General features: G+C 72.0%; 15 protein-coding genes. 10 read left to right on the top strand and 5 right to left on the bottom strand.

All coding sequences use genetic code 11. The features are described 5' to 3' along the window. The first annotated feature begins 75 nt into the window (after window positions 1–75). Window positions 76–1,041, top strand: coding sequence for a DUF5926 family protein (locus ACFT4A_RS27665; protein ID WP_382834901.1), 966 nt, complete (start codon window positions 76–78; stop codon window positions 1,039–1,041). 245 nt (window positions 1,042–1,286) lie between these two features. Here the strand turns inward: ACFT4A_RS27665 and ACFT4A_RS27660 are convergent, their stop codons facing one another. Together ACFT4A_RS27660 and ACFT4A_RS27655 are read right to left on the bottom strand one after the other, a co-directional pair. Next, entirely contained in the window at window positions 1,287–1,910 is a 624-nt protein-coding gene (locus ACFT4A_RS27660; RefSeq protein WP_382834898.1) for a hypothetical protein, read from the bottom strand. Between the two features lie 55 nt (window positions 1,911–1,965). Then, window positions 1,966–2,631, bottom strand: coding sequence for a bifunctional DNA primase/polymerase (locus ACFT4A_RS27655; protein ID WP_184593751.1), 666 nt, complete (start codon window positions 2,629–2,631; stop codon window positions 1,966–1,968). Between the two features lie 503 nt (window positions 2,632–3,134). Here ACFT4A_RS27655 and ACFT4A_RS27650 point away from each other — a divergent pair. Further along, window positions 3,135–4,649 carry a PP2C family protein-serine/threonine phosphatase gene (locus ACFT4A_RS27650; RefSeq protein WP_382834895.1) on the top strand — a complete coding sequence of 505 codons (1,515 nt, stop codon included), beginning with the start codon at window positions 3,135–3,137 and terminating at the stop codon, window positions 4,647–4,649. Window positions 4,650–4,725: 76 nt separating this feature from the next. Then, window positions 4,726–6,219, top strand: coding sequence for an aminopeptidase P family protein (locus tag ACFT4A_RS27645; protein WP_382834892.1), 1,494 nt, complete (start codon window positions 4,726–4,728; stop codon window positions 6,217–6,219). Here ACFT4A_RS27645 and ACFT4A_RS27640 read toward each other — a convergent pair. Both ACFT4A_RS27640 and ACFT4A_RS27635 read right to left on the bottom strand, forming a co-directional pair. Next, window positions 6,216–7,025, bottom strand: a complete 810-nt coding sequence (locus ACFT4A_RS27640; RefSeq protein WP_382834889.1) for a triphosphoribosyl-dephospho-CoA synthase — start codon at window positions 7,023–7,025, stop codon at window positions 6,216–6,218. The two genes, ACFT4A_RS27645 and ACFT4A_RS27640, sit on opposite strands and share 4 nt — an antisense overlap. Window positions 7,026–7,034: 9 nt before the next feature. Beyond that, a complete protein-coding gene (locus tag ACFT4A_RS27635) occupies window positions 7,035–7,967 on the bottom strand; it encodes an intradiol ring-cleavage dioxygenase (RefSeq protein WP_382834886.1) in 933 nt (310 codons plus the stop codon). A gap of 183 nt (window positions 7,968–8,150) precedes the next feature. Here ACFT4A_RS27635 and ACFT4A_RS27630 point away from each other — a divergent pair, with 183 nt between their 5' ends. Beyond that, complete coding sequence (locus ACFT4A_RS27630) at window positions 8,151–11,144, top strand: glycine--tRNA ligase (protein ID WP_382834883.1); 2,994 nt, start codon at window positions 8,151–8,153, stop codon at window positions 11,142–11,144. 92 nt (window positions 11,145–11,236) lie between these two features. Here the strand turns inward: ACFT4A_RS27630 and ACFT4A_RS27625 are convergent, their stop codons facing one another. After that, a complete protein-coding gene (locus tag ACFT4A_RS27625) occupies window positions 11,237–11,704 on the bottom strand; it encodes an ATP-binding protein (RefSeq protein WP_382834881.1) in 468 nt (155 codons plus the stop codon). A gap of 244 nt (window positions 11,705–11,948) precedes the next feature. On the opposite strand from ACFT4A_RS27625, the gene ACFT4A_RS27620 reads away from it, so the two are divergent. From ACFT4A_RS27620 to efeB, 6 genes are all read left to right on the top strand, one after another. Further along, complete coding sequence (locus tag ACFT4A_RS27620; protein ID WP_382834879.1) at window positions 11,949–12,764, top strand: hypothetical protein; 816 nt, start codon at window positions 11,949–11,951, stop codon at window positions 12,762–12,764. A 121-nt stretch (window positions 12,765–12,885) separates the two neighbouring features. Continuing rightward, window positions 12,886–13,629, top strand: coding sequence for a YcnI family protein (locus tag ACFT4A_RS27615; RefSeq protein WP_382834876.1), 744 nt, complete (start codon window positions 12,886–12,888; stop codon window positions 13,627–13,629). A gap of 95 nt (window positions 13,630–13,724) precedes the next feature. After that, complete coding sequence (locus ACFT4A_RS27610) at window positions 13,725–14,378, top strand: SCO family protein (protein ID WP_382834873.1); 654 nt, start codon at window positions 13,725–13,727, stop codon at window positions 14,376–14,378. Next, a complete protein-coding gene (locus tag ACFT4A_RS27605) occupies window positions 14,375–14,848 on the top strand; it encodes a copper chaperone PCu(A)C (protein ID WP_382834870.1) in 474 nt (157 codons plus the stop codon). Before ACFT4A_RS27610 ends, ACFT4A_RS27605 begins: the two co-directional genes overlap by 4 nt. Window positions 14,849–14,861: 13 nt before the next feature. Then, on the top strand, window positions 14,862–16,883 hold the full coding sequence (locus tag ACFT4A_RS27600; protein ID WP_382834867.1) for a copper resistance CopC/CopD family protein: 2,022 nt from the start codon (window positions 14,862–14,864) through the stop codon (window positions 16,881–16,883). Between the two features lie 6 nt (window positions 16,884–16,889). Next, a complete protein-coding gene (gene efeB, locus ACFT4A_RS27595; protein WP_382834864.1) occupies window positions 16,890–18,176 on the top strand; it encodes an iron uptake transporter deferrochelatase/peroxidase subunit in 1,287 nt (428 codons plus the stop codon). Window positions 18,177–18,232: the final 56 nt, after the last annotated feature.

Here is an 18,232-nt window from a genome sequence, read left to right as displayed (position 1 = left end):
CAGGATCCCGTCGCCCGAGGCCCGAACGGCTAGGCTCGCGACCGTACGAGACGAGCCGTAACCGGGAGACCATCGATGGCCAAGAAGCGACCCCAGACGAAGGCCAAGCGCCCGCAGATCACGGATGGCGAGGTCCCGGTTGTAGGCGCCCGCGAGCCCTGCCCCTGCGGCAGCGGCCGCCGCTACAAGGCCTGTCACGGCCGGGCCGCGTCCCACGCCGCGACCGAGCTGGTGCACCGCCCCTTCGAGGGCCTGCCCGGCGAGTGCGACTGGGTGGCCCTGCGCGAGCTGGTCCCGGCGGCCACGGTCGAACTGCCCCTCAAGGACGGCCTGCCCGAGGGCGTCCCCGCGGTCACGCTGGCCACGGTCCTGCCGATGGCCTGGCCCGCCCTGCGCCGTGACGACGGCTCGGTCCTGCTCGGCCTGCAGAACGACACCTCGTCGGGCGACATCAGCCGCGACCTCGCCGACACCCTCCAGCGCGCCCTGGAGGCCCAGCCCGGTACGCCCGTGCAGGGCCGCCGCGCCCCGGCCGACGGTCCGCGGCTGCAGGATCTGCTCGACCCGGAGGGCACCTTCGCGCCAGAAGTGCACAGCGGATTCGAGTTCTGGGTCCCGGACACGGAGAACGCCACGCCGGAGGTGACCGCCTCCCTGGAGCGGGCCAACGCCGCGGCCATCCCGACCGTCAAGCTCCAGAGCGTGGACGCCGCCTACTGGTGCGAGACGCCGGAGAAGAACCATTTGCGGTGGGTCATGCCGCACGCCGAGGAGCAGCTTCTGGACGCTCTCGCGCGGCTGCACGCGGCGGGCGGCTCCAGCCTCGGCGAGGGCACCCGCCTGGTGGGTTCCTTCCGCGCTCACGGGCTCACGGTGCCGGTGTGGGACCTGCCGAGCGGGGTCACCGCCGAGGACGTGGAGAAGCCGGCGGCGGAGTTCGCCGAGCGCCTCGCCACCGCCCTGGCCACGGAGACTCCGCTCACCCCGGACGAGCGCCGCGCCCGCGGCGGCCTCACCAACCGGCAGGTCACGCTCAGCTGACATTCGCCGACGGGTCCGGCCGGCCGCCACACCCCGGCCGGCCGGACCCGCGCGTCCCGGGACGGGTGACTGCCCTCACAACTCCCGCTGGAGACAAGCCAGTCGGTGACTGGAAAGGGCGAGATCGAATTTGCGAACCGCCGATCTCTTGTTACCGTTCCTGTAGCCCGGTTGCTGGTGCATCCCCCGTCGCCAGCAACCGGGTCTTTTCGTGCCCGCGACCGTTCACCGAACGCGGCCGTTCGTCAACTGCCTGTCCACGCCGGTGAGTTGCTTCCCGAGCGCAGCAGCAGCGGCCCCTGTCCCGCCCGCCGGGCGAACTCCGCGACCGCCGTGTACGCCGCCAGATTCCCCCGCACCGGCTCCCGGGGCGTCTCGCACGTCCGCGGCTCGTCCTCGGCGCTCACCGCGCACGTCATCCGCACGGTCCGGGCGCCGGGCTCCATCAGGGTCAGTACGGCGTCCAGCGCCTCGCCGGTCGCGTTGCGGTAGTAGGTCCGCGCCCAGGTCCGCGCACCCTGCGTCACGACACAGGTCTGCGCCTCGATGCCGTCGGGGGAGGAGACTTCGGGACCGCAGCGCACGGCGGTCGCCAGGCCCTGGCCGAGCGTGGGCAGGGTGGGAACGGCGGAGGGCGCGCTCTTCGACGCCCCGAGCGCCTTGTCGTCGGCGCCCGGGGAGGAGCCGCCCGGGGAGGGACCGCCCGGCAAGGGGCGTACCTCGTCCTGTGAAGGCCGATCGGAATGTACGGATCCCGCGGACGCCACCGCCAGCGGCAGTGCGACCGCACATACCGCCACGACGCCCGCGAGGGCGAGCAGTCTGGTCTTTCGGGGGTCCCGGGAGCGCCCCCGGGCATGACGCGGCATGAACCCGGAACTTAATGCCCCGGGGCCGACGCCGGGCCCGGCGCGCCCGACGCTCCTAGAACTCGGGCGCGCTCACACCCGTACGAGTGAGGGCTTCGACCACGGCGTCCACCACGGCCTCGACATCGGGCACCCACGGAGAGGCGGAGCCGGGCAGCGGCGCCCGCTCCCAGCGGATCTCGCCCTGGCCCGTCTCGGACGGCGGCAGGGCCAGATAGCCGCCCTCGCTGTGGAAGCGGAGGGAGCCGGGCACGAAGTCCTTGGCGTAGAGCAGTTCGCCGAGCTGCTCCATGGAGTACGGCTTCACGAGGATCGCCCAGCGGGCGGGGGAGGCGACGACCGGGCCGAGCCGCATGCCCATCCGGTCGAGCGCCTCGAGGGCGCGGGCGGCCGGCAGGGCGGGCAGCGACACCGCGCAGGGTGCCTTGCCGCCGGTGGCCATCACGATCGGCGCCGTCGGCCGGTTGCCCCACCACCAGCGGACCATGCGTCCGTCCGTGGTGGCCGCGAGGAGGCCGGGGTCGAAGGGGTGCGCGCCGGGCACCGTGCACTCGGGGTCGGGGCAGCCGCAACGGCCCGTCCCCTGCGGGTCCGCCGCCACGCCCGGGAGTACGGGCCACTGCCATTCCGTCGCGTAGGTCAGGGCCGCGCCGATCAGCTCAGGCGTCCCGTCACCGCGCTTGGACAGGAGCCTGCGTCGCCTTCCGAGGATCTCGCGCATGAGCGCTCGTTCCTTTCCGTTGCACGCCTGGCAACACCGTGGTCCACATCACAACATGTGTCGATCACTTCACTGTGCGTACCTGTTGGCGCATCACACCCCTGCCGTGAGCAGGGGGAACCCCTATGGGTCGAGCTTTGGCTGCCTCCGCGGCCGTCCCGCCCATACTGCGTGTATCAAAAGCACGGGCGTGGCGTAGGGGTGGCGAAGTATGGCGTTTGCCGTCGCGCGTATTTCTCTCCGCCTCCGCCACGGGAGGATGGGGCACGGTCGTCGGTGGATAGGACGCCCGGGTCCGTCGCCAGGTTCCGGGTGATTCCCAACCACCCCTGGCCTTCACCGAGTACGTACCCATCACGACCGTCGTGACGCTCCGTCGAGCAAGCCCAGTCGACCGCAATAAGCCGTCCAGTGCGGCAGTTTTAAGCCAACTTTGCATTTCAGCAAGAGGAAGGGGAGTTGTTCCCTCGGGGCTCACGGACACCAGGAATCCCGGCAGGACAATGCTGGACATCTCCTCACGAGTGCGTGTACATGTGGAGACACTGCTGGCGGCGCAGAATGACATGGGGGTTTGCGATGCTTTTGAGCAGTACGCGCCGGTCGGAAGGCCGGAGACCATGAACGCCCCGCACCCTCCGAAAGTGGCCGGAATCGATTCAACGGTTCCGGCACCCGCACACACTGTCGCGCCCAGCGCGTCGGGCACCTCCCCGGCTGTCCCCGCAAACGCCCCGGCCCCGCCCGGCGCGGTACTGCAGGACCGTCTCGCCGGCTGGGTCTCCGACCTCACCACTCTCCACGAACTGACCGAGCGCCTGGCCCGTACGGCCGCGCTCGACGAGGCGCTCCAGGAAGTGCTGCGGGCCGGCGCCGCCCTCGTGGGCGCCCGGCGCGGACTCGTCGTACTGGAACCCGGCGACGGCCTCGGCCCGGACACCACCATCGGCCTGGGCCTGGCCCGCGCCGACCTCGGCCACATCGAGACCGTGCCGCGCAGCGCCCTGTCCTACGGCCGGATCCTCGACGGGCTGCCGGGCGGCGAGGACGGCATCGTCGAGCCCGACCTGTTCGCCGCGGAGGGGCTCGACCCCCGCCACCGCGAGGTCGCGGCCCGTCTCGGCTGGGCCGCCAGCTACGCCCTGCCCCTGTGCACCGGGACCGCGGGCCGCCTCGGGGCCGCCGTCTGGCTCTACGACGAACCCGCCGAGCCGGACGAGCGCCGGCGCCACCTCGTGGGCCTCTACGCCAAGTACGCCGCCGAACACCTCGCCCGGCTCCTCGAGCTGGAGCGCACGCGCACGGCCATGGCGACGATGTCGGACGAGCTGCTCCCCTCACGCCTGCCGCGGGTGTCCGGCGTCCAGCTCGCCGCCCGGCACCGCACCGGCCCGCGCGGCGGCGGCGACTGGTACGACGCGCTGCCGCTGCCCGACGCCGCCCTCGGCCTCGCCGTCGGCTCCGTCACCGGGTCGGGTCCCAGCGCGGTCGCCGCGATGGGACGGCTGCGGGCTTCCCTGCGCGCGTACGCCGTGATGGAGGGGGAGGATCCGGTCGCGGTCCTGTCCGACCTGGAGCTGCTGCTGCGGCTGACCGAGCCGGCCCGCTCGGCCACCGCGCTGTTCGGCTACTGCGAACCGGCCGCCCGCAAGATCACGCTGGCCGGTGCCGGGCACAGTCCGCCACTGCTGATCGGACAGCGCCGCACGGAATTCGTGGAGACCTCGGTCTCCGCCCCGCTGGGCATGCTCGCCTGCTGGGAGGCGCCGAGCGTGGAGATCCTCGCCGAGCGAGGAGAGACGGTTCTGCTGTACACCGACGGGCTGCTGCACCGCACCGGCGAGGCCACCGACCGTGCCTTCGCCCGGCTGCACGCGGCGGCGGCCGGAGTGCCGAGGGCGCTGCGCTGCGACCCGGGCGCGATCGCCGACCACGTCCTGCGGAGCGTGCTGCCGGACGGGCTGGACGCGGCTGACGGTGCGGAGGATGTCGTGCTGCTGGCGGTGCGCTTCGAGTAACGCTCCTCGTCATCGCCCTGAGGCCTCTTCCGCGCCGCCGTACAGTGGAGGACGGTCCAGTGCCGTATCGAGGAGGATGACCGTGGCGGAGGAGCTCAACCCGGCAGTGCCTGATTCTGCTGCTGACGCAGCGGGCCCGGACGAGAGCGAAGAGCCGATCAAGCAGCGGAAGAACGGACTGTACCCCGGCGTGTCCGACGAGCTTGCCGAGAACATGAAGAGCGGCTGGGCCGACACCGAGCTGCGTGACCTCCAGCCCGTCGCCCAGGCCGCCGAGACCGCCGCCCGCCGGGCCGCGCTGTCCGCGCGCTTCCCGGGCGAGCGTCTGGTGATCCCCGCGGGCAACCTGAAGACCCGCTCGAACGACACCGAGTACGCCTTCCGCGCCTCCGTCGAGTACGCCTACCTCACCGGCAACCAGACGGAGGACGGCGTCCTCGTCCTGGAGCCCAAGGACGAGGGGCACGAGGCGACGATCTACCTCCTGCCGCGTTCCGACCGGGAGAACGGCGAGTTCTGGCTGGACGGCCAGGGCGAGCTGTGGGTCGGCCGCAGGCACTCCCTCACCGAGGCGGAGCAGCTGTACGGCATCCCCGCCTCCGATGTGCGCGAGCTGGCCGGGGCGCTGGGCGAGGCCACCGGTCCGGTGCGGGTCGTACGCGGGTACGACGCCGGGATCGAGGCCGCGCTGACCGACAAGGTCACCGCGGAGCGCGACGAGGAGCTGCGGGTCTTCCTCTCCGAGGCGCGGCTGGTCAAGGACGACTTCGAGGTCGGCGAGCTGCAGAAGGCGGTCGACTCGACCGTGCGCGGCTTCGAGGACGTGGTGAAGGTCCTCGACAAGGCCGAGGCGACCTCCGAGCGGTACATCGAGGGCACGTTCTTCCTCCGCGCGCGCGTGGAGGGCAACGACGTCGGCTACGGCACGATCGCCGCGGCCGGGCCGCACGCCTGCACGCTGCACTGGGTGCGCAACGACGGGCCCGTGCGCTCGGGCGATCTGCTGCTGCTCGACGCGGGTGTGGAGACGCACACGTACTACACCGCCGACGTCACGCGCACGCTGCCGGTCAACGGGCGGTTCAGCGAGCTCCAGAAGAAGATCTACGACGCGGTGTACGAGGCGCAGGAGGCCGGCATCGCGGCCGTGCAGCCGGGCGCGAAGTACCGGGACTTCCACGATGCCGCGCAGCGGGTGCTGGCGGAGAAGCTGGTCGAGTGGGGGCTCGTCGAGGGGCCGGTGGAGCGAGTCCTGGAGCTGGGGCTGCAGCGGCGGTGGACGCTGCACGGCACGGGGCACATGCTCGGGATGGACGTGCACGACTGCGCTGCCGCGCGGACCGAGACGTATGTCGACGGTGTGCTGGAGCCGGGGATGTGCCTGACCGTCGAGCCCGGGTTGTACTTCCAGGCCGACGATCTGACCGTGCCGGAGGAGTACCGGGGGATCGGGGTGCGGATCGAGGACGACATCCTCGTGACCGAGAGCGGTAACCGGAACCTGAGCGCGGCGCTGCCCCGGCGGTCGGACGAGGTGGAGGCTTGGATGGCCTCCTTGAAGACCGACTAGAGCAGACGGTCCAGGAACAGCGCGCCTGCAAGTAGAGGGGCGCTGCCCCTGGGAGTCCAGGCGCGTGCCTGAAGGTCTGTATCCAGGGCTGTCAGGGCCTCAGTGCCCTGCCTCGTCGCCGTGCCGCCCGCCTCCAGCACACCCCGCGCTCCCGCCTGGACATGGCGCAGGCCGATCGGTCCCGCCGTGTGGAGCAGTTCGGTGTCCTGGAGCGTGGACATCACCGTGAGCAGGGCGTTCAGGCGGGCCTCGGGCTCGTCGGCGCCCTGGGCGCGGGATGTGGCGAGGGTGGTCAGGGCGCGGCGGACGTGGGGGAAGCCGGCCCTGGCCTCTCCCCTCGCGCCGGCCGCGCCGTAGCGGGCCGACACCGTGGAGCCGCGTGAGGGGCGGCGCGGGGCGCGGCGGTCCGGGTGGGCGGCGATCTGCTTGGCCAGGGCCGTCGTGTCGGCCGGTCGCACCCCCGGCTTCAGGGCCGCCGCCGCGACCAGCAGGCCGAGTGTCCACAGGGCGCCCCGGTGGCCGCCGCCCGTCAGCCCCACGGTGTGTTCGGTGGAGCGGCCGATCGCGCCCAGTTCCGCGCGGAGCCGGGCACTGGGCTCGCCCGTGCGGCGGGCCGCCGCGGCCATCGCCGTGAGGCCGGGCAGCAGCGCCCTGGCCGACCAGCGCAGGGCGCTGTGGTCCCGGCGGGTGGCCCGGGCGGTCAGATCGCGCGGGTCGGGCAGGCCCGGCTTGGGGGCCAGGGCCAGTTGGCCGACCAGCGCGTCCACGGCGGCCTGCGCGAGCGCCTCGTCCTCACGGCTGTTCATCGCCGTACCTCAGGAAGAGGCGGAGGACGAAGGGCTGGGGGCGCCCGTCGGCGGCTCGCCCGTGGGGGCGCCGCTCGGGGGTGTGCCGCCGCCTCCGCCGCCGCTGCCCGCACCCGTGCTCTCCGCGTCGGGATCGATGCCCAGGGTGAGGAAGCCCTTGTAGCCCTTGGACGGGTCCTTCTTGTGCACCGCTTTGAGCGTGAGCAGACCGCTGGAAGCGCCGCCGCCGTCGTAGACCATGTCGTCGGCGAGCTTGGTGTAGCTGCCGGTGTGCTTGCTGTACGGCTCCAGGGCGAAGATCGACTCGGCGATCTCGTCGTCGAAGAACAACTGGCCGGTGTAGTTGACCTTGCCGCCCTCGTAGGTGCCGTCCTCCTTCGCGCCGCCGGTGTGGACCTTCAGGTGGATATGGCAGGTGCGCGGGGTGTACCAGCCCGGCACGATCGTCTCGAACTTGACGACCCCGTTGGCGTTGGCGACCTGGTAGCCGCGCAGATAGGTCTTGTCGTTCGCGGTGGAGCCGTCCTCGCTCTCGGCGGGGGCCGAGCCGCCGGGGTTGGCCGTGGTGTAACCGGAGTAGTAGCCCCAGGCGTCGCAGTGCCAGATCTCCACGGCCGCGCCGGGGACCGGGGTGCAGCCGTCGGTGGCGTCCACGACGGTCAGGCGCAGGGTCAGCGGGACGCCGCTCTTGCCCTCGGTGATGTTCTTGCGGACCAGCGCGCCGTCGAGGTAGTACGGCCCCTCCGTGACACTCGACATCAGCTCCATGCAGGTGCCGGAGCTCATGGAGGAGCCGGCCGTCGCCTCGGTCGTGGACGACGTCGTGTCCGCGAAGGCCGACTGGTAGCCGGCCGCGGCCAGGCCGCCCGCGGCGACCGTGCCGCCCGCGACCGCGAGGGCGCGGCGCCGGGTGATGGTGGTGTTCTTGTGGTTTCCCGTCATGGACGTGGAACCTAAGGACGCCGGCCGTCAGGTTCATGAGGCTGGGCTGAGAGCCCGCTGTGAATCGACCGGAGGCATCCGGCCAACGAGGCCGCAGGTCAAAAAGGACCAGGTCAGAGGTAGTTGGCTTATGAGATCATGGCCGACCTTGCCGGGCCGACTCGGGGAACAGGCGATTCGATCATGAAGAACGTCCAGACGGCGCTGACCATGCAGGACGCCGTCCTCACCCTGCAGAAGTACTGGAGCGACAACGGCTGCATGATCACGCAGCCGTTGAACACCGAGGTCGGAGCCGGTACGGCCAACCCGGCCACGGCGCTGCGCGTGCTCGGTCCCGAGCCCTGGAGCGTGGCCTATGTGGAGCCGAGCGTGCGGCCGGACGACTCGCGCTACGGCGAGAACCCCAACCGGCTCCAGACGCACACCCAGTTCCAGGTCATCCTCAAGCCCGACCCCGGCAACCCTCAGGAGCTGTATCTGGGCAGCCTGCGGGCGCTCGGCGTCGACCTCGGCGCGCACGACGTGCGGTTCGTCGAGGACAACTGGGCCTCACCCGCGCTCGGCGCCTGGGGGCTGGGCTGGGAGGTCTGGCTGGACGGCATGGAGATCACCCAGTTCACCTACTTCCAGCAGGTCGGCGGTGTCGCCCTGGACCCGGTGTCGGTGGAGATCACGTACGGCCTCGAACGCATCCTGATGAACCTTCAGGGCGTGTCCCACTTCAAGGACATCGTCTACGCGCCGGGCATCACGTACGGCGAGGTGTTCGGCCAGAACGAGTACGAGATGAGCCGCTACTACCTCGACGACGCCGACCTCGACACCAACCACCGGCTCTTCGAGGCGTACGCGGCCGAGGCCCGGCGCCTGCTCGACCTGGAGCTGCCGGTGCCGGCGTACCTGTACGTGCTCAAGTGCAGCCACACCTTCAACGTGCTCGACGCGCGCGGCGCCATCAGCACCACCGAGCGGGCCAAGGCGTTCTCCCTGATGCGCTCGCTGACGCACGAGTCGGCGAAGCTGTGGGAGCGGCGGCGGGCCTCGCTGGAGTATCCGCTCGGCGTGGCGGCCGCACCGGCCCCGGCCGAACGACCGGCACTGCCCAAGGTGCCCGGCGTCGAGACACTGCTGTTCGAGATCGGCGTGGAGGAACTGCCGTACGCCGACGTGCCCGCAACCACCGAGGCGGTGCGCGAGTCGGTCACCGCCAAGCTGGCCGCGACCCGGCTGGGGCACGGCGCGATCACCGTGATGGCCACACCGCGCCGGATCGTCATCACGGTCGACGGTGTGCAGCCGCGCGAGCGGGACACCATGCGGACCGTACGCGGCCCCAAGGCCGCCGCCGCCTACAAGGACGGCGCCCCCACCCCCGCGCTGCTGGGCTTCGCCCGCAGCCAGGGCGCCGAACCGGCGGACGTGCGGGCCGTCGACGTCAACGGCGTCGAGTATGTTGCGGTCACCCGTCACGAGGAGGGGCGCACGGCCGTCGAGGTGCTCAGCGAGCTGCTGGCCGAGGTCGTGTCCGGGCTGCGGGCCGGGCGCAACATGCGCTGGAGCGACCCGGGGCTGTCGTTCTCGCGTCCTGTGCGCTGGCTGCTCGCCCTGCTGGGGCGCACTCCCCTGCCCGTGGTGGTCTCCTCCCTCTCCGCGGGCGACACGACCCGGGTACAGCGTCAGGCCCCGTATCCGGAAGTACGCGTGACCGCCGCCGAGGGCTACCCGCACTTCCTGCACATGCACGGCATCCTGCTCGACCGCGATTCCCGGCGCGGCGCGGTGGTCCGCGGTGCCGTGGAAGCGGCGGCCGAGGTCGGCGGGCGGATCGACGTGGAGGGCCAGGCCGGTCTGATCGACGAGATCACCGACATCCTGGAGTTCCCGTACGCCGTGCGGGGGTCGTTCGACGAGCGCTATCTCGAACTGCCCGCGAGCGTCCTGACCACCGTGATGCGCAAGCACCAGCGCTATCTGCCGGTGCTGGACGGCGACCGCCTCATGCCGCACTTCGTCACCTTCGCCAACGCCCTGTGCGACGACGACGTGGTGCGGGCGGGCAACGAGGCGGTGCTGCGGGCCCGTTATGAGGACGCCGCGTTCTTCTGGCGGGCGGACCTGAAGGTGCCGCCGGCGGAGTTCCGGAGCCGGCTGGACAAGCTGACCTTCGAGGACCGGCTCGGTACCGTCGCCGACCGCGCCGAGCGTCTCGCCGTCCTTTCCCTCGATCTCGCCGCGCGGGCCGGGCTGGCTCAGGAGGCGGTGGACGTCGTCCGGCGCGCCGGTGCGCTGGCGAAGTTCGATCTGGCGTCCCAGATGGTGATCGAGTTCTCGGGACTGGCCGGGGTGATGGCCGAGGAGTACGCCCGCCGGGCCGGTGAGTCCGCGGAGGTCGCCCGGGCCCTCGCCGAGATGGAGTTGCCGCGCTCCGCCGGCGGTGCCCTTCCCGCCGGGGACGCGGGTGCCGTGCTGTCGCTCGCCGACCGGTTCGACCTGGTGACGGGCATGTTCATCATCGGGGCCGCACCGACCGGGAGTTCCGATCCGTACGGGGTGCGCCGGGCCGCGATCGGGCTGCTCAACGTGCTGCGGAGCCTGCCCGCCGTGGCCGGGATCCGGGTGCGCGACGGCCTGCGCGCGGCGGCCGTACGGTACGCCGCGCAGGGCGTCGAGGTGCCCGCCGAGCGGGTCGCCGAGGCCGCCGAACTGATCACCCGGCGCTATGAGCAGCAGCTCACCGACGCCGGGCACGAACACCGGCTCGTCCAGGCCGTCCTGGTGTGGGCCGACCGGCCCGCCCACGGCGACCGGACGCTGGCCACGCTGGAGCGGCACATCGACACGGAGGCGTTCGAGGCACTCGCCGCCGCGTTCCAGCGGGTCGTACGCATCCTCCCCGAGGGCGGCGTCGAGGCGGCGGACCTGTCCCTGCTGACCGCGCCCGCCGAACTGCGCCTCGCCGAGAGCGCCGAGGCCGTACGCCAAGCGCTGCACGGCCGCGAGGACGACCTCGGGGCACTGATCGAGGTCTCCGGGTCGCTGGTCGAGGCGATCAGCGCCTTCTTCGACGAGGTTCTGGTGATGGACCCCGACCCGGCGGTCCGTGCGGCGCGGCTGGCGCTGCTCACGCAGGTGGCGGGGCTGGCGCGGACGACGCTGGACTGGGGTGCGCTGTAGGGGCGGCCGACACGGCAGCAGACGTTTCACGTGAAACACGGCGGTGGTGTTTCACACGGCGGTGGTGTTTCACGTGAAACACCACCGCGGGGTCAGACCGCCATCAGCGGAGCGGCGCCCTCGCGCCACTTGAGGACCTTGTCGAAGCTCACCACGGCCCCGCCCCGGCCCGGCTTGTTGCCGATGTGAACGTGGTCGGCGAGCTCCTGGATGAGGCACAGTCCTCTGCCGTCCTCCGCGTCGGAATGCGCGTGCCGGATCGGCGGGCGGGACCGGGAGACGGAGGACACGGGGAAACCCGGGCCCGCGTCGGCGACCTCGATCCGGCACTTCTCGCCGTCGAGGTAGGCCGTGACCCGGTACGCCTCGGAACCAGGGCCGCGTGCCATGTCCCCGCCGTGCTCCACGGCGTTCGCGCAGGCCTCACTGAGGGCCACGGAGAGGTCGTAGGAGATGTCCGGGTCGACGCCCGCTGATTCCATCGTGCCGATCAGCAGGCGCCTGGCGAGGGGCACGCTGGCAGCTTCGCGCCGCAGATGGAGTGACCACCAGATGCTCATGCTCCAGCCTCCTGGCTGCGGCTCGACATACCGTTACGTATTGCCCCGAGCCCCCGCATGTAAGCGTGAAGTTGACGTGATGCCGCCCATACGGCGGATGCGCGCTGGTCCTGATCGGTGTATGCGGGAGCGAACATCGGTGCAAGTGGGGGCGGGCGGGGCCAGAGGGTGACGTTCCGGTCGTACGGCATCTTGCGGACCTGCCGCACGAGGCCCGCGGGGCCAGTGCGATGATGAGCCCGCCATGACTGCCCCCCACGCGCGCGTGACGCGCTCCGGACACCCGGTCCGGGTCCTGCGGGCCGCGGTGTTCGCCGCGGTCTGCGTCGTGCTGGCCGGGGCAGGTCACGCGCTGGCGTCGTGCGAGGGCATTCCGCTGTGGACGCTGGGCGCCGGGTTCCTCGGGGTGGTCGCGGTGGCGGCCCCGCTCGCGGGACGCGTGCGCTCGCTGCCGGGCATCGCGGCTTTGCTCGCCCTCGGCCAGACGGTGCTGCACACCCTGTTCGGACTGGGCCAGCACGGTACGGCCGCGGCCACCACGTCCTCGGTGCCGGCGGGCGCGAGCGACGCCGCGCTGGTCCAGCAGGCCGCGCGGCTCCTGTGCGGCACCACGGCGGCGGCGATCAGCCCGGCGCAGGCCCACAAGATCCTCACCGACGCCCGGCTCCAGCCGGCGGGCGGCGCCCACACGCATGTGGCCACCGACGCCGCACCGGCCTCGCTGTGGCCGTCCCTGCCGATGCTGCTCGGCCATGTCCTCGCGGCGATCGCCGCCGGCTGGCTGCTGCGCCACGGCGACCTGGCGCTGCTGCGGCTCACCGAACTGTCGGCGCAGGGCGTCACCGAAGGGGCGCTGATGCGCTCCCTGCGGGCGGCGTTCGCGCTGGTGCGCGCCCTGCGGGCCGGCCTTCCGGGAGCGCCGGAGGCACGTCCGTGCCCCGCGCCCGCCGTGCGGCCCGTGCCGGAGACGCCGTGCACCACCGCACTGCAGCACACGGTGATCCGGCGCGGCCCGCCCTCCGTCACGTCTCCCGCATCCGCACTCGCCCTCGCCGCCTGACGCGACGCGACCGCCACTCCGCTTCTTCGGATTCGAGGAGGGGCCGCCGTCGTGCGGCACGCGCGTGTGCGTGTATCCCTCTTCCTCATCCCGACCCGACTCACAGCGGAGTGCCCCTTCCATGAAGGCTTCCCGTATCGCCGCGGCCGGTGCCGCCGCCGGCGTCGCCGTTCTCGCCCTGTCCGCCCCCGCCTTCGCGCACGTCACCGTGCAGCCGGAAGGGGAGGCCGCCAAGGGCGGCTACGCGGTCGTGGACTTCAAGGTCCCCAACGAGCGCGACGACGCCTCGACCACCAAGCTCGAGGTCAACTTCCCCACCGACCACCCGCTGGCCTCCGTCATGCCGGAGCCGGTGCCCGGCTGGGACATCAAGGTCACCAAGTCCAAGCTGGACAAGCCGCTGGAGATGCACGGCGAGAAGATCTCCGAGGCCGTCACCAAGGTGACCTGGACCGCCGACGGCGACGGCATCAAGGCCGGCTTCTTCCAGAAGTTCCCGGTCTCCATCGGCACCCTGCCCGAGGACGCCGACGAACTCGTCTTCAAGGCCCTGCAGACGTACTCCAACAAGGAGGTCGTCCGCTGGATCGAGGTGCCGCAGGAGGGCAAGGAGGAGCCCGACAACCCGGCCCCGGTGCTGGAGCTGTCCGCCGCCTCCGAGGACGGGCACCACGGCTCGTCGGGCGACGAGGCCTCCGACTCCGAGCACGCCGAGAAGGCCTCCGCCAAGACCGCCGCCGCCGACACCGGCTCCTCCGACGGCACCGACACCACCGCCCGCGTCCTGGGCCTCGTCGGCATCGTGGTCGGCGCGGCGGGCGTCGCCTACGGCGTGCTCGCCGGGCGTCGGCGCTCCAACGCCTGACGCTGCTTCCGTTGTACGGCGCGCACCGGGTCCTCGCCCCTCGGGCGGGGGCACTCCGGTGCGCGCCGGGTCACCGACATCTGGGATTCCTTTCTATGCGCACCAAGACCTTCGCCGCGGCCGCTCTGCTCGCCGCCGCTTCTCTGACCCTGACCGCCTGCGGCAGCGGCGGCGACAGCGACCAGCCCGTCGCCGTGGTGTCGGAGGAGGCCGGCACCGAGAAGGCCGCCACCGTCCTCGACAAGCCGTTCGAGAAGCCGGACCTGGTCCTCACCGACACGCAGGGCAAGAAGTACGACCTCCGCAAGGAGACCGAGGGCAAGCCCACCCTGATCTACTTCGGCTACACCCACTGCCCCGACGTGTGCCCGTCGACCATGAGCAACATCGCCGTGGCCAAGAAGCAGCTGCCCAAGTCCGAACAGGACGACCTGCGCGTCGTGTTCGTCACCACCGACCCCGACCGCGACAACCCGGCCGAGCTCGGCAAGTGGCTCAAGGGCATCGACCCCCAGTTCATCGGCCTCACCGGCGACTTCGCGACCATCCAGGCCGGCGCCCGCACCCTCGGCATCTCCCTGGACGCGCCGCGGAAGGACAAGAACGGCAAGATCATCTCCGAGCACGGCACCCAGGTCATCGCGTTCTCGCCGAAGACCGACGGCGGCTATGTGCTCTACGGCGAGAGCGCCTCCGTCGACGACTACACCAAGGACCTCCCCAAGATCGTCAAGGGAGCGAACCCGTGAGGCGTCGACTCGGCCCACCGGCCCTCGTCCTGGCCGGGGCGCTGGCCCTGGCGGGCTGCGGCGGCTCGGACTCCGGCGGTGACTCCGCGGACGGCAAGGCGGAACTCTCCGTCGGCTCCGCGTACATGCCGCAGCCGGTCTCCGACGAGATGGCGGCCGGCTTCTTCACCGTCACCAACAAGGGCGGCGCCGCCGACGAACTGACCTCGGTCACGAGCGATGTCGCCGGGCAGGTCACCGTGCACGAGACCGTCGGCGGAGCCATGCAGGAGGTCAAGGACCTGAAGGTCCCGGCCCACGGTGAACTGGTGCTCAAGAGCGGCGGGGACCACCTGATGTTCGAGCAGCTGAAGCGCAAGCCGAAGGAAGGCCAGACGGTCACCCTCGAGCTGCGCTTCGCCGACTCCGGCCCCGTCAAGGTCGAGATGCCGGTGAAGTCGGCGACCTACAGCCCGAAGACCGGACACTGAGGGAGGGATCCCCGTGACTCAGACCATCGCCCCCCGCGTCCGGACCCTGGTGCTGCTGCTCCTGGCCGCGGCCTGCGCACTCCTCGCGGGAGCCGGGCCGGCCTCCGCGCACGCCGCGGTGACCGGCAGCGACCCCGGGCAGGGGGCGGTGGTCCAGGAGGCCCCGGCCCGGATCTCGCTCACCTTCTCCGAGCAGGTCGCGCTGTCCGACGACTCGCTGCGTGTGCTCGACCCCGACGGCAAGCGCGTCGACACGGCCGAGCCGTCCAACGTCAGCGGCACGACGTATGCCGTGGGACTGAAGCCCGGCCTGCCCGACGGCACGTACACGGTGGCCTACCAGGTCGTCTCCGCCGACAGCCATCCCGTCGCCGGCGCCTACACCTTCTCCATCGGCGCCCCCTCCAAGACCTCCGCGACGGTCTCCCAGCAGGCAACCGACGACGGGGTCGTCGGCTGGCTCTACGGCACCGGTCGGTATGTGTCCTACGCCGGGTTCATCGTGATGGCCGGCGGCGCCGCGTTCGTCCTCGCCTGCTGGCGACGCGGCTCCGGGGTGCGGCCGGTGCAGCGGTTCGTCGTCTCCGGGTGGCTCGCGCTCACCGCCGCGACCCTCGCCCTGCTCCTGCTGCGCGGCTCCTACACCGGCTCCGGGAGGGTCGCCGACGTCTTCGACCTGTCCCTGCTCGGGCAGGTGCTGGAGACCAAGACCGGCGCGGCCCTGGTGTCCCGACTGCTGCTGCTCGCCGCGGCGGCCCTGTTCATCTCCGTGCTGTTCGGGGCGTACGACAAGCGTGAGGACCCCCAGGAGAAGCGCGACCTGACCTTCGGTCTCGCCATCGGCGGCGTCGTCGTGGCGGCCGGACTCGCCGCGAGCTGGGCGATGTCGGAGCACGCCTCGGTCGGGCTCCAGGCGGCCGTCTCCATGCCGGTCGACGTCGTCCATCTGCTGGCGGTCGCCGCGTGGCTCGGCGGACTCGGCGCGCTCCTGGTCGCCCTGTACCGGGCCCCCGCCGACACGCCTGTGGACGCGTCGGCCGTACGCAACTTCTCCCGTGTCGCCTTCGGCAGCGTGCTCGCGCTGATCGCGACCGGGACGTATCAGTCCTGGCGCCAGCTCGGCTCCTGGTCGGCCTTCACCGACACCCGGTACGGGCAGCTGCTCCTGGCCAAGATCGCCCTCGTGGTCGTCCTGGTCGGGGTCGCGTGGATCTCGCGGCGCTGGACCGGGCGGCTGGTGGAGGCGGTTCCGGCATCGGCGGAGCGGGAGTTGGCGCGCGTGGGTGCGGGGGCTGATGCCTCCGGCGCCACAGACGCCGACGCCGACGCCTCCGGCGATGACCGGACCGGCACGGGCACCGGCCGTGACGCCGACGAGCAGCCTGCCCCCGAGCCCGACAGCCCTGGGCCTGACGACACGGAGTCCGACGAAGCCGACCCCGCCGACACCGAGCGCGCCGCGCAGCTCGCCCGGCAGCGGGCCGCTCGGGACACCGCCCGGCAGAAGCAGCTGCGGGACGCCGACCCGAACCGCTTCGGCCTGCGCCGCTCCGTGCTGGCCGAGGCCGGCATCGCGGTCGTCCTGCTCGCCGTCACCACCGTGCTGACGCAGACCGAGCCGGGCCGTACGGAGCAGGAGGCCAAGGCGGCCGCATCGTCCTCCGCAGCCGCCTCCGCCGACGCCGGAGCGTCCGGGGCGCTGACCCTGAACATGCCGTTCGACACCGGCGGCGAGGACGGCAAGGGCATCGTCACGGTCGACCTCGACCCCGCGCGCGTGGGCGACAACGAGATGCACGTCTACGTGGAACGGCCCAACGGCCGGGCCTTCGACATCCCCGAGGTGAAGGTCGACTTCACCCTGAAAGCCAAGGACATCGGGCCCCTGCCCGTCACCCCCGACCACATCGCTACCGGACACTGGTCGGCGAACGGAGTGCAGATCCCCATGGCCGGCGACTGGCAGGTCGACGTGACCGTGCGGACCTCCGACATCGACGAGGTGACCGTCTCCAAGAACGCTCAGATCGGCTGAACGACCATGGTTGACCATTCCGTTCCGGAGGCCCGCACTCCCGCCACCACCCCGGGGGAGACCGAAGCGGCCTCCTCCGGCGGCATCTCACGGCGCCGGATGCTCGGCACCGCCGGCGCGACCGGGCTCGTGCTCGGTACGGCGGGCGCGGCCGGAGGATACGCCGCCGCCCCCTCCGAGGCCGCCGCACCGCTCACCTCGCTCGGCACCGACCGGGCGATGTTTCACGGGAAACACCAGCCCGGTATCACCGACGCCCTCCAGGCCCGCGGCCACGTCGTCGCCTTCGACCTGGCGGCGGGCGCCGGCCGCAAGGAGGCCGCCGCCCTGCTGCGCCGCTGGTCGGAGACGGCCCGGCGGCTGATGGCGGGCGAGCCGAGCGGGCACGACGACACCGACGTGGCCCGGGACGCCGGACCCTCGTCGCTGACGATCACCTTCGGCTTCGGCCACAGCTTCTTCGCCAGGACGGGCCTGGAGAAGCAGCGCCCGGCCTCCCTCGACCCGCTGCCCGAGTTCTCCTCGGACCACCTCGACAAGAACCGCAGCAACGGCGACCTGTGGGTGCAGATCGGCGCCAACGACTCCCTGGTCGCCTTCCACGCCCTGCGCGCGATCCAGAAGGACACCGGCTCGGCGGCTCGGATCCGCTGGCAGATGAACGGCTTCAACCGCTCGCCGGGCGCCACCGCCCACCCCATGACGGCCCGCAACCTGATGGGCCAGATCGACGGCACCCGCAACCCGAAGCCGGCCGAGTCCGACTTCGACCAGCGGATCTTCGTGCCGGAGAAGGGCGAACCGGCCTGGATGGCGAACGGCTCCTACGCCGTCGTGCGCCGGATCCGCATGCTCCTCGACGACTGGGAGAAGCTCTCCGGCAAGGCGCAGGAGGACGTGATCGGGCGCCGCAAGTCCGACGGGGCGGCACTGTCCGGGGGCACCGAGAAGACCGCGATGGACCTGGAGAAGACGGACGCCAGGGGCAATCTGGTCGTCCCGATCAACGCCCACGCCCGGATCACCCGGCCCGACCAGAACGGCGGCGCGGCGATGCTCCGCCGTCCGTTCTCCTTCCACGACGGCATCGACACCGACGGCGTGCCCGACGCGGGTCTGCTCTTCATCTGCTGGCAGGCCGATCCGCTGCGCGGCTTCGTGCCGGTGCAGCGCAAGCTCGACCGCGGCGACGCCCTGTCGCAGTACATCCGGCACGAGTCGAGCGGGCTGTTCGCGGTGCCGGGTGGGGCCGCGGAGGGCGAGTACGTGGGGCAGAAGTTGCTGGAGGGGTGAGAGTCCGCCTCTGGGGGGTCTTGTGGGGGATGTCGGTTCCGCGCGCCCATTAGGGT

The sequence above is a fragment of the Streptomyces sp. NPDC057099 genome (genome assembly GCF_042671245.1).
GTDB lineage: Bacteria > Actinomycetota > Actinomycetes > Streptomycetales > Streptomycetaceae > Streptomyces > Streptomyces purpurascens.
Note: the sequence above shows the minus strand (reverse complement) of the source record. Positions and strands in the feature narration are given on the sequence as shown.

Coding starts and splice junctions, on each gene's coding strand:
- ACFT4A_RS27630 (WP_382834883.1), top strand. CDS start 8,151: ATGAAGAACGTCCAGACGGCGCTGACCATGCAGGACGCCGTCCTCACC.
- ACFT4A_RS27620 (WP_382834879.1), top strand. CDS start 11,949: ATGACTGCCCCCCACGCGCGCGTGACGCGCTCCGGACACCCGGTCCGG.
- ACFT4A_RS27660 (WP_382834898.1), bottom strand. CDS start 1,910: ATGCCGCGTCATGCCCGGGGGCGCTCCCGGGACCCCCGAAAGACCAGA.
- ACFT4A_RS27655 (WP_184593751.1), bottom strand. CDS start 2,631: ATGCGCGAGATCCTCGGAAGGCGACGCAGGCTCCTGTCCAAGCGCGGT.
- ACFT4A_RS27615 (WP_382834876.1), top strand. CDS start 12,886: ATGAAGGCTTCCCGTATCGCCGCGGCCGGTGCCGCCGCCGGCGTCGCC.
- ACFT4A_RS27650 (WP_382834895.1), top strand. CDS start 3,135: ATGCTGGACATCTCCTCACGAGTGCGTGTACATGTGGAGACACTGCTG.
- ACFT4A_RS27610 (WP_382834873.1), top strand. CDS start 13,725: ATGCGCACCAAGACCTTCGCCGCGGCCGCTCTGCTCGCCGCCGCTTCT.
- efeB (WP_382834864.1), top strand. CDS start 16,890: ATGGTTGACCATTCCGTTCCGGAGGCCCGCACTCCCGCCACCACCCCG.
- ACFT4A_RS27625 (WP_382834881.1), bottom strand. CDS start 11,704: ATGAGCATCTGGTGGTCACTCCATCTGCGGCGCGAAGCTGCCAGCGTG.
- ACFT4A_RS27645 (WP_382834892.1), top strand. CDS start 4,726: ATGACCGTGGCGGAGGAGCTCAACCCGGCAGTGCCTGATTCTGCTGCT.
- ACFT4A_RS27635 (WP_382834886.1), bottom strand. CDS start 7,967: ATGACGGGAAACCACAAGAACACCACCATCACCCGGCGCCGCGCCCTC.
- ACFT4A_RS27640 (WP_382834889.1), bottom strand. CDS start 7,025: ATGAACAGCCGTGAGGACGAGGCGCTCGCGCAGGCCGCCGTGGACGCG.
- ACFT4A_RS27665 (WP_382834901.1), top strand. CDS start 76: ATGGCCAAGAAGCGACCCCAGACGAAGGCCAAGCGCCCGCAGATCACG.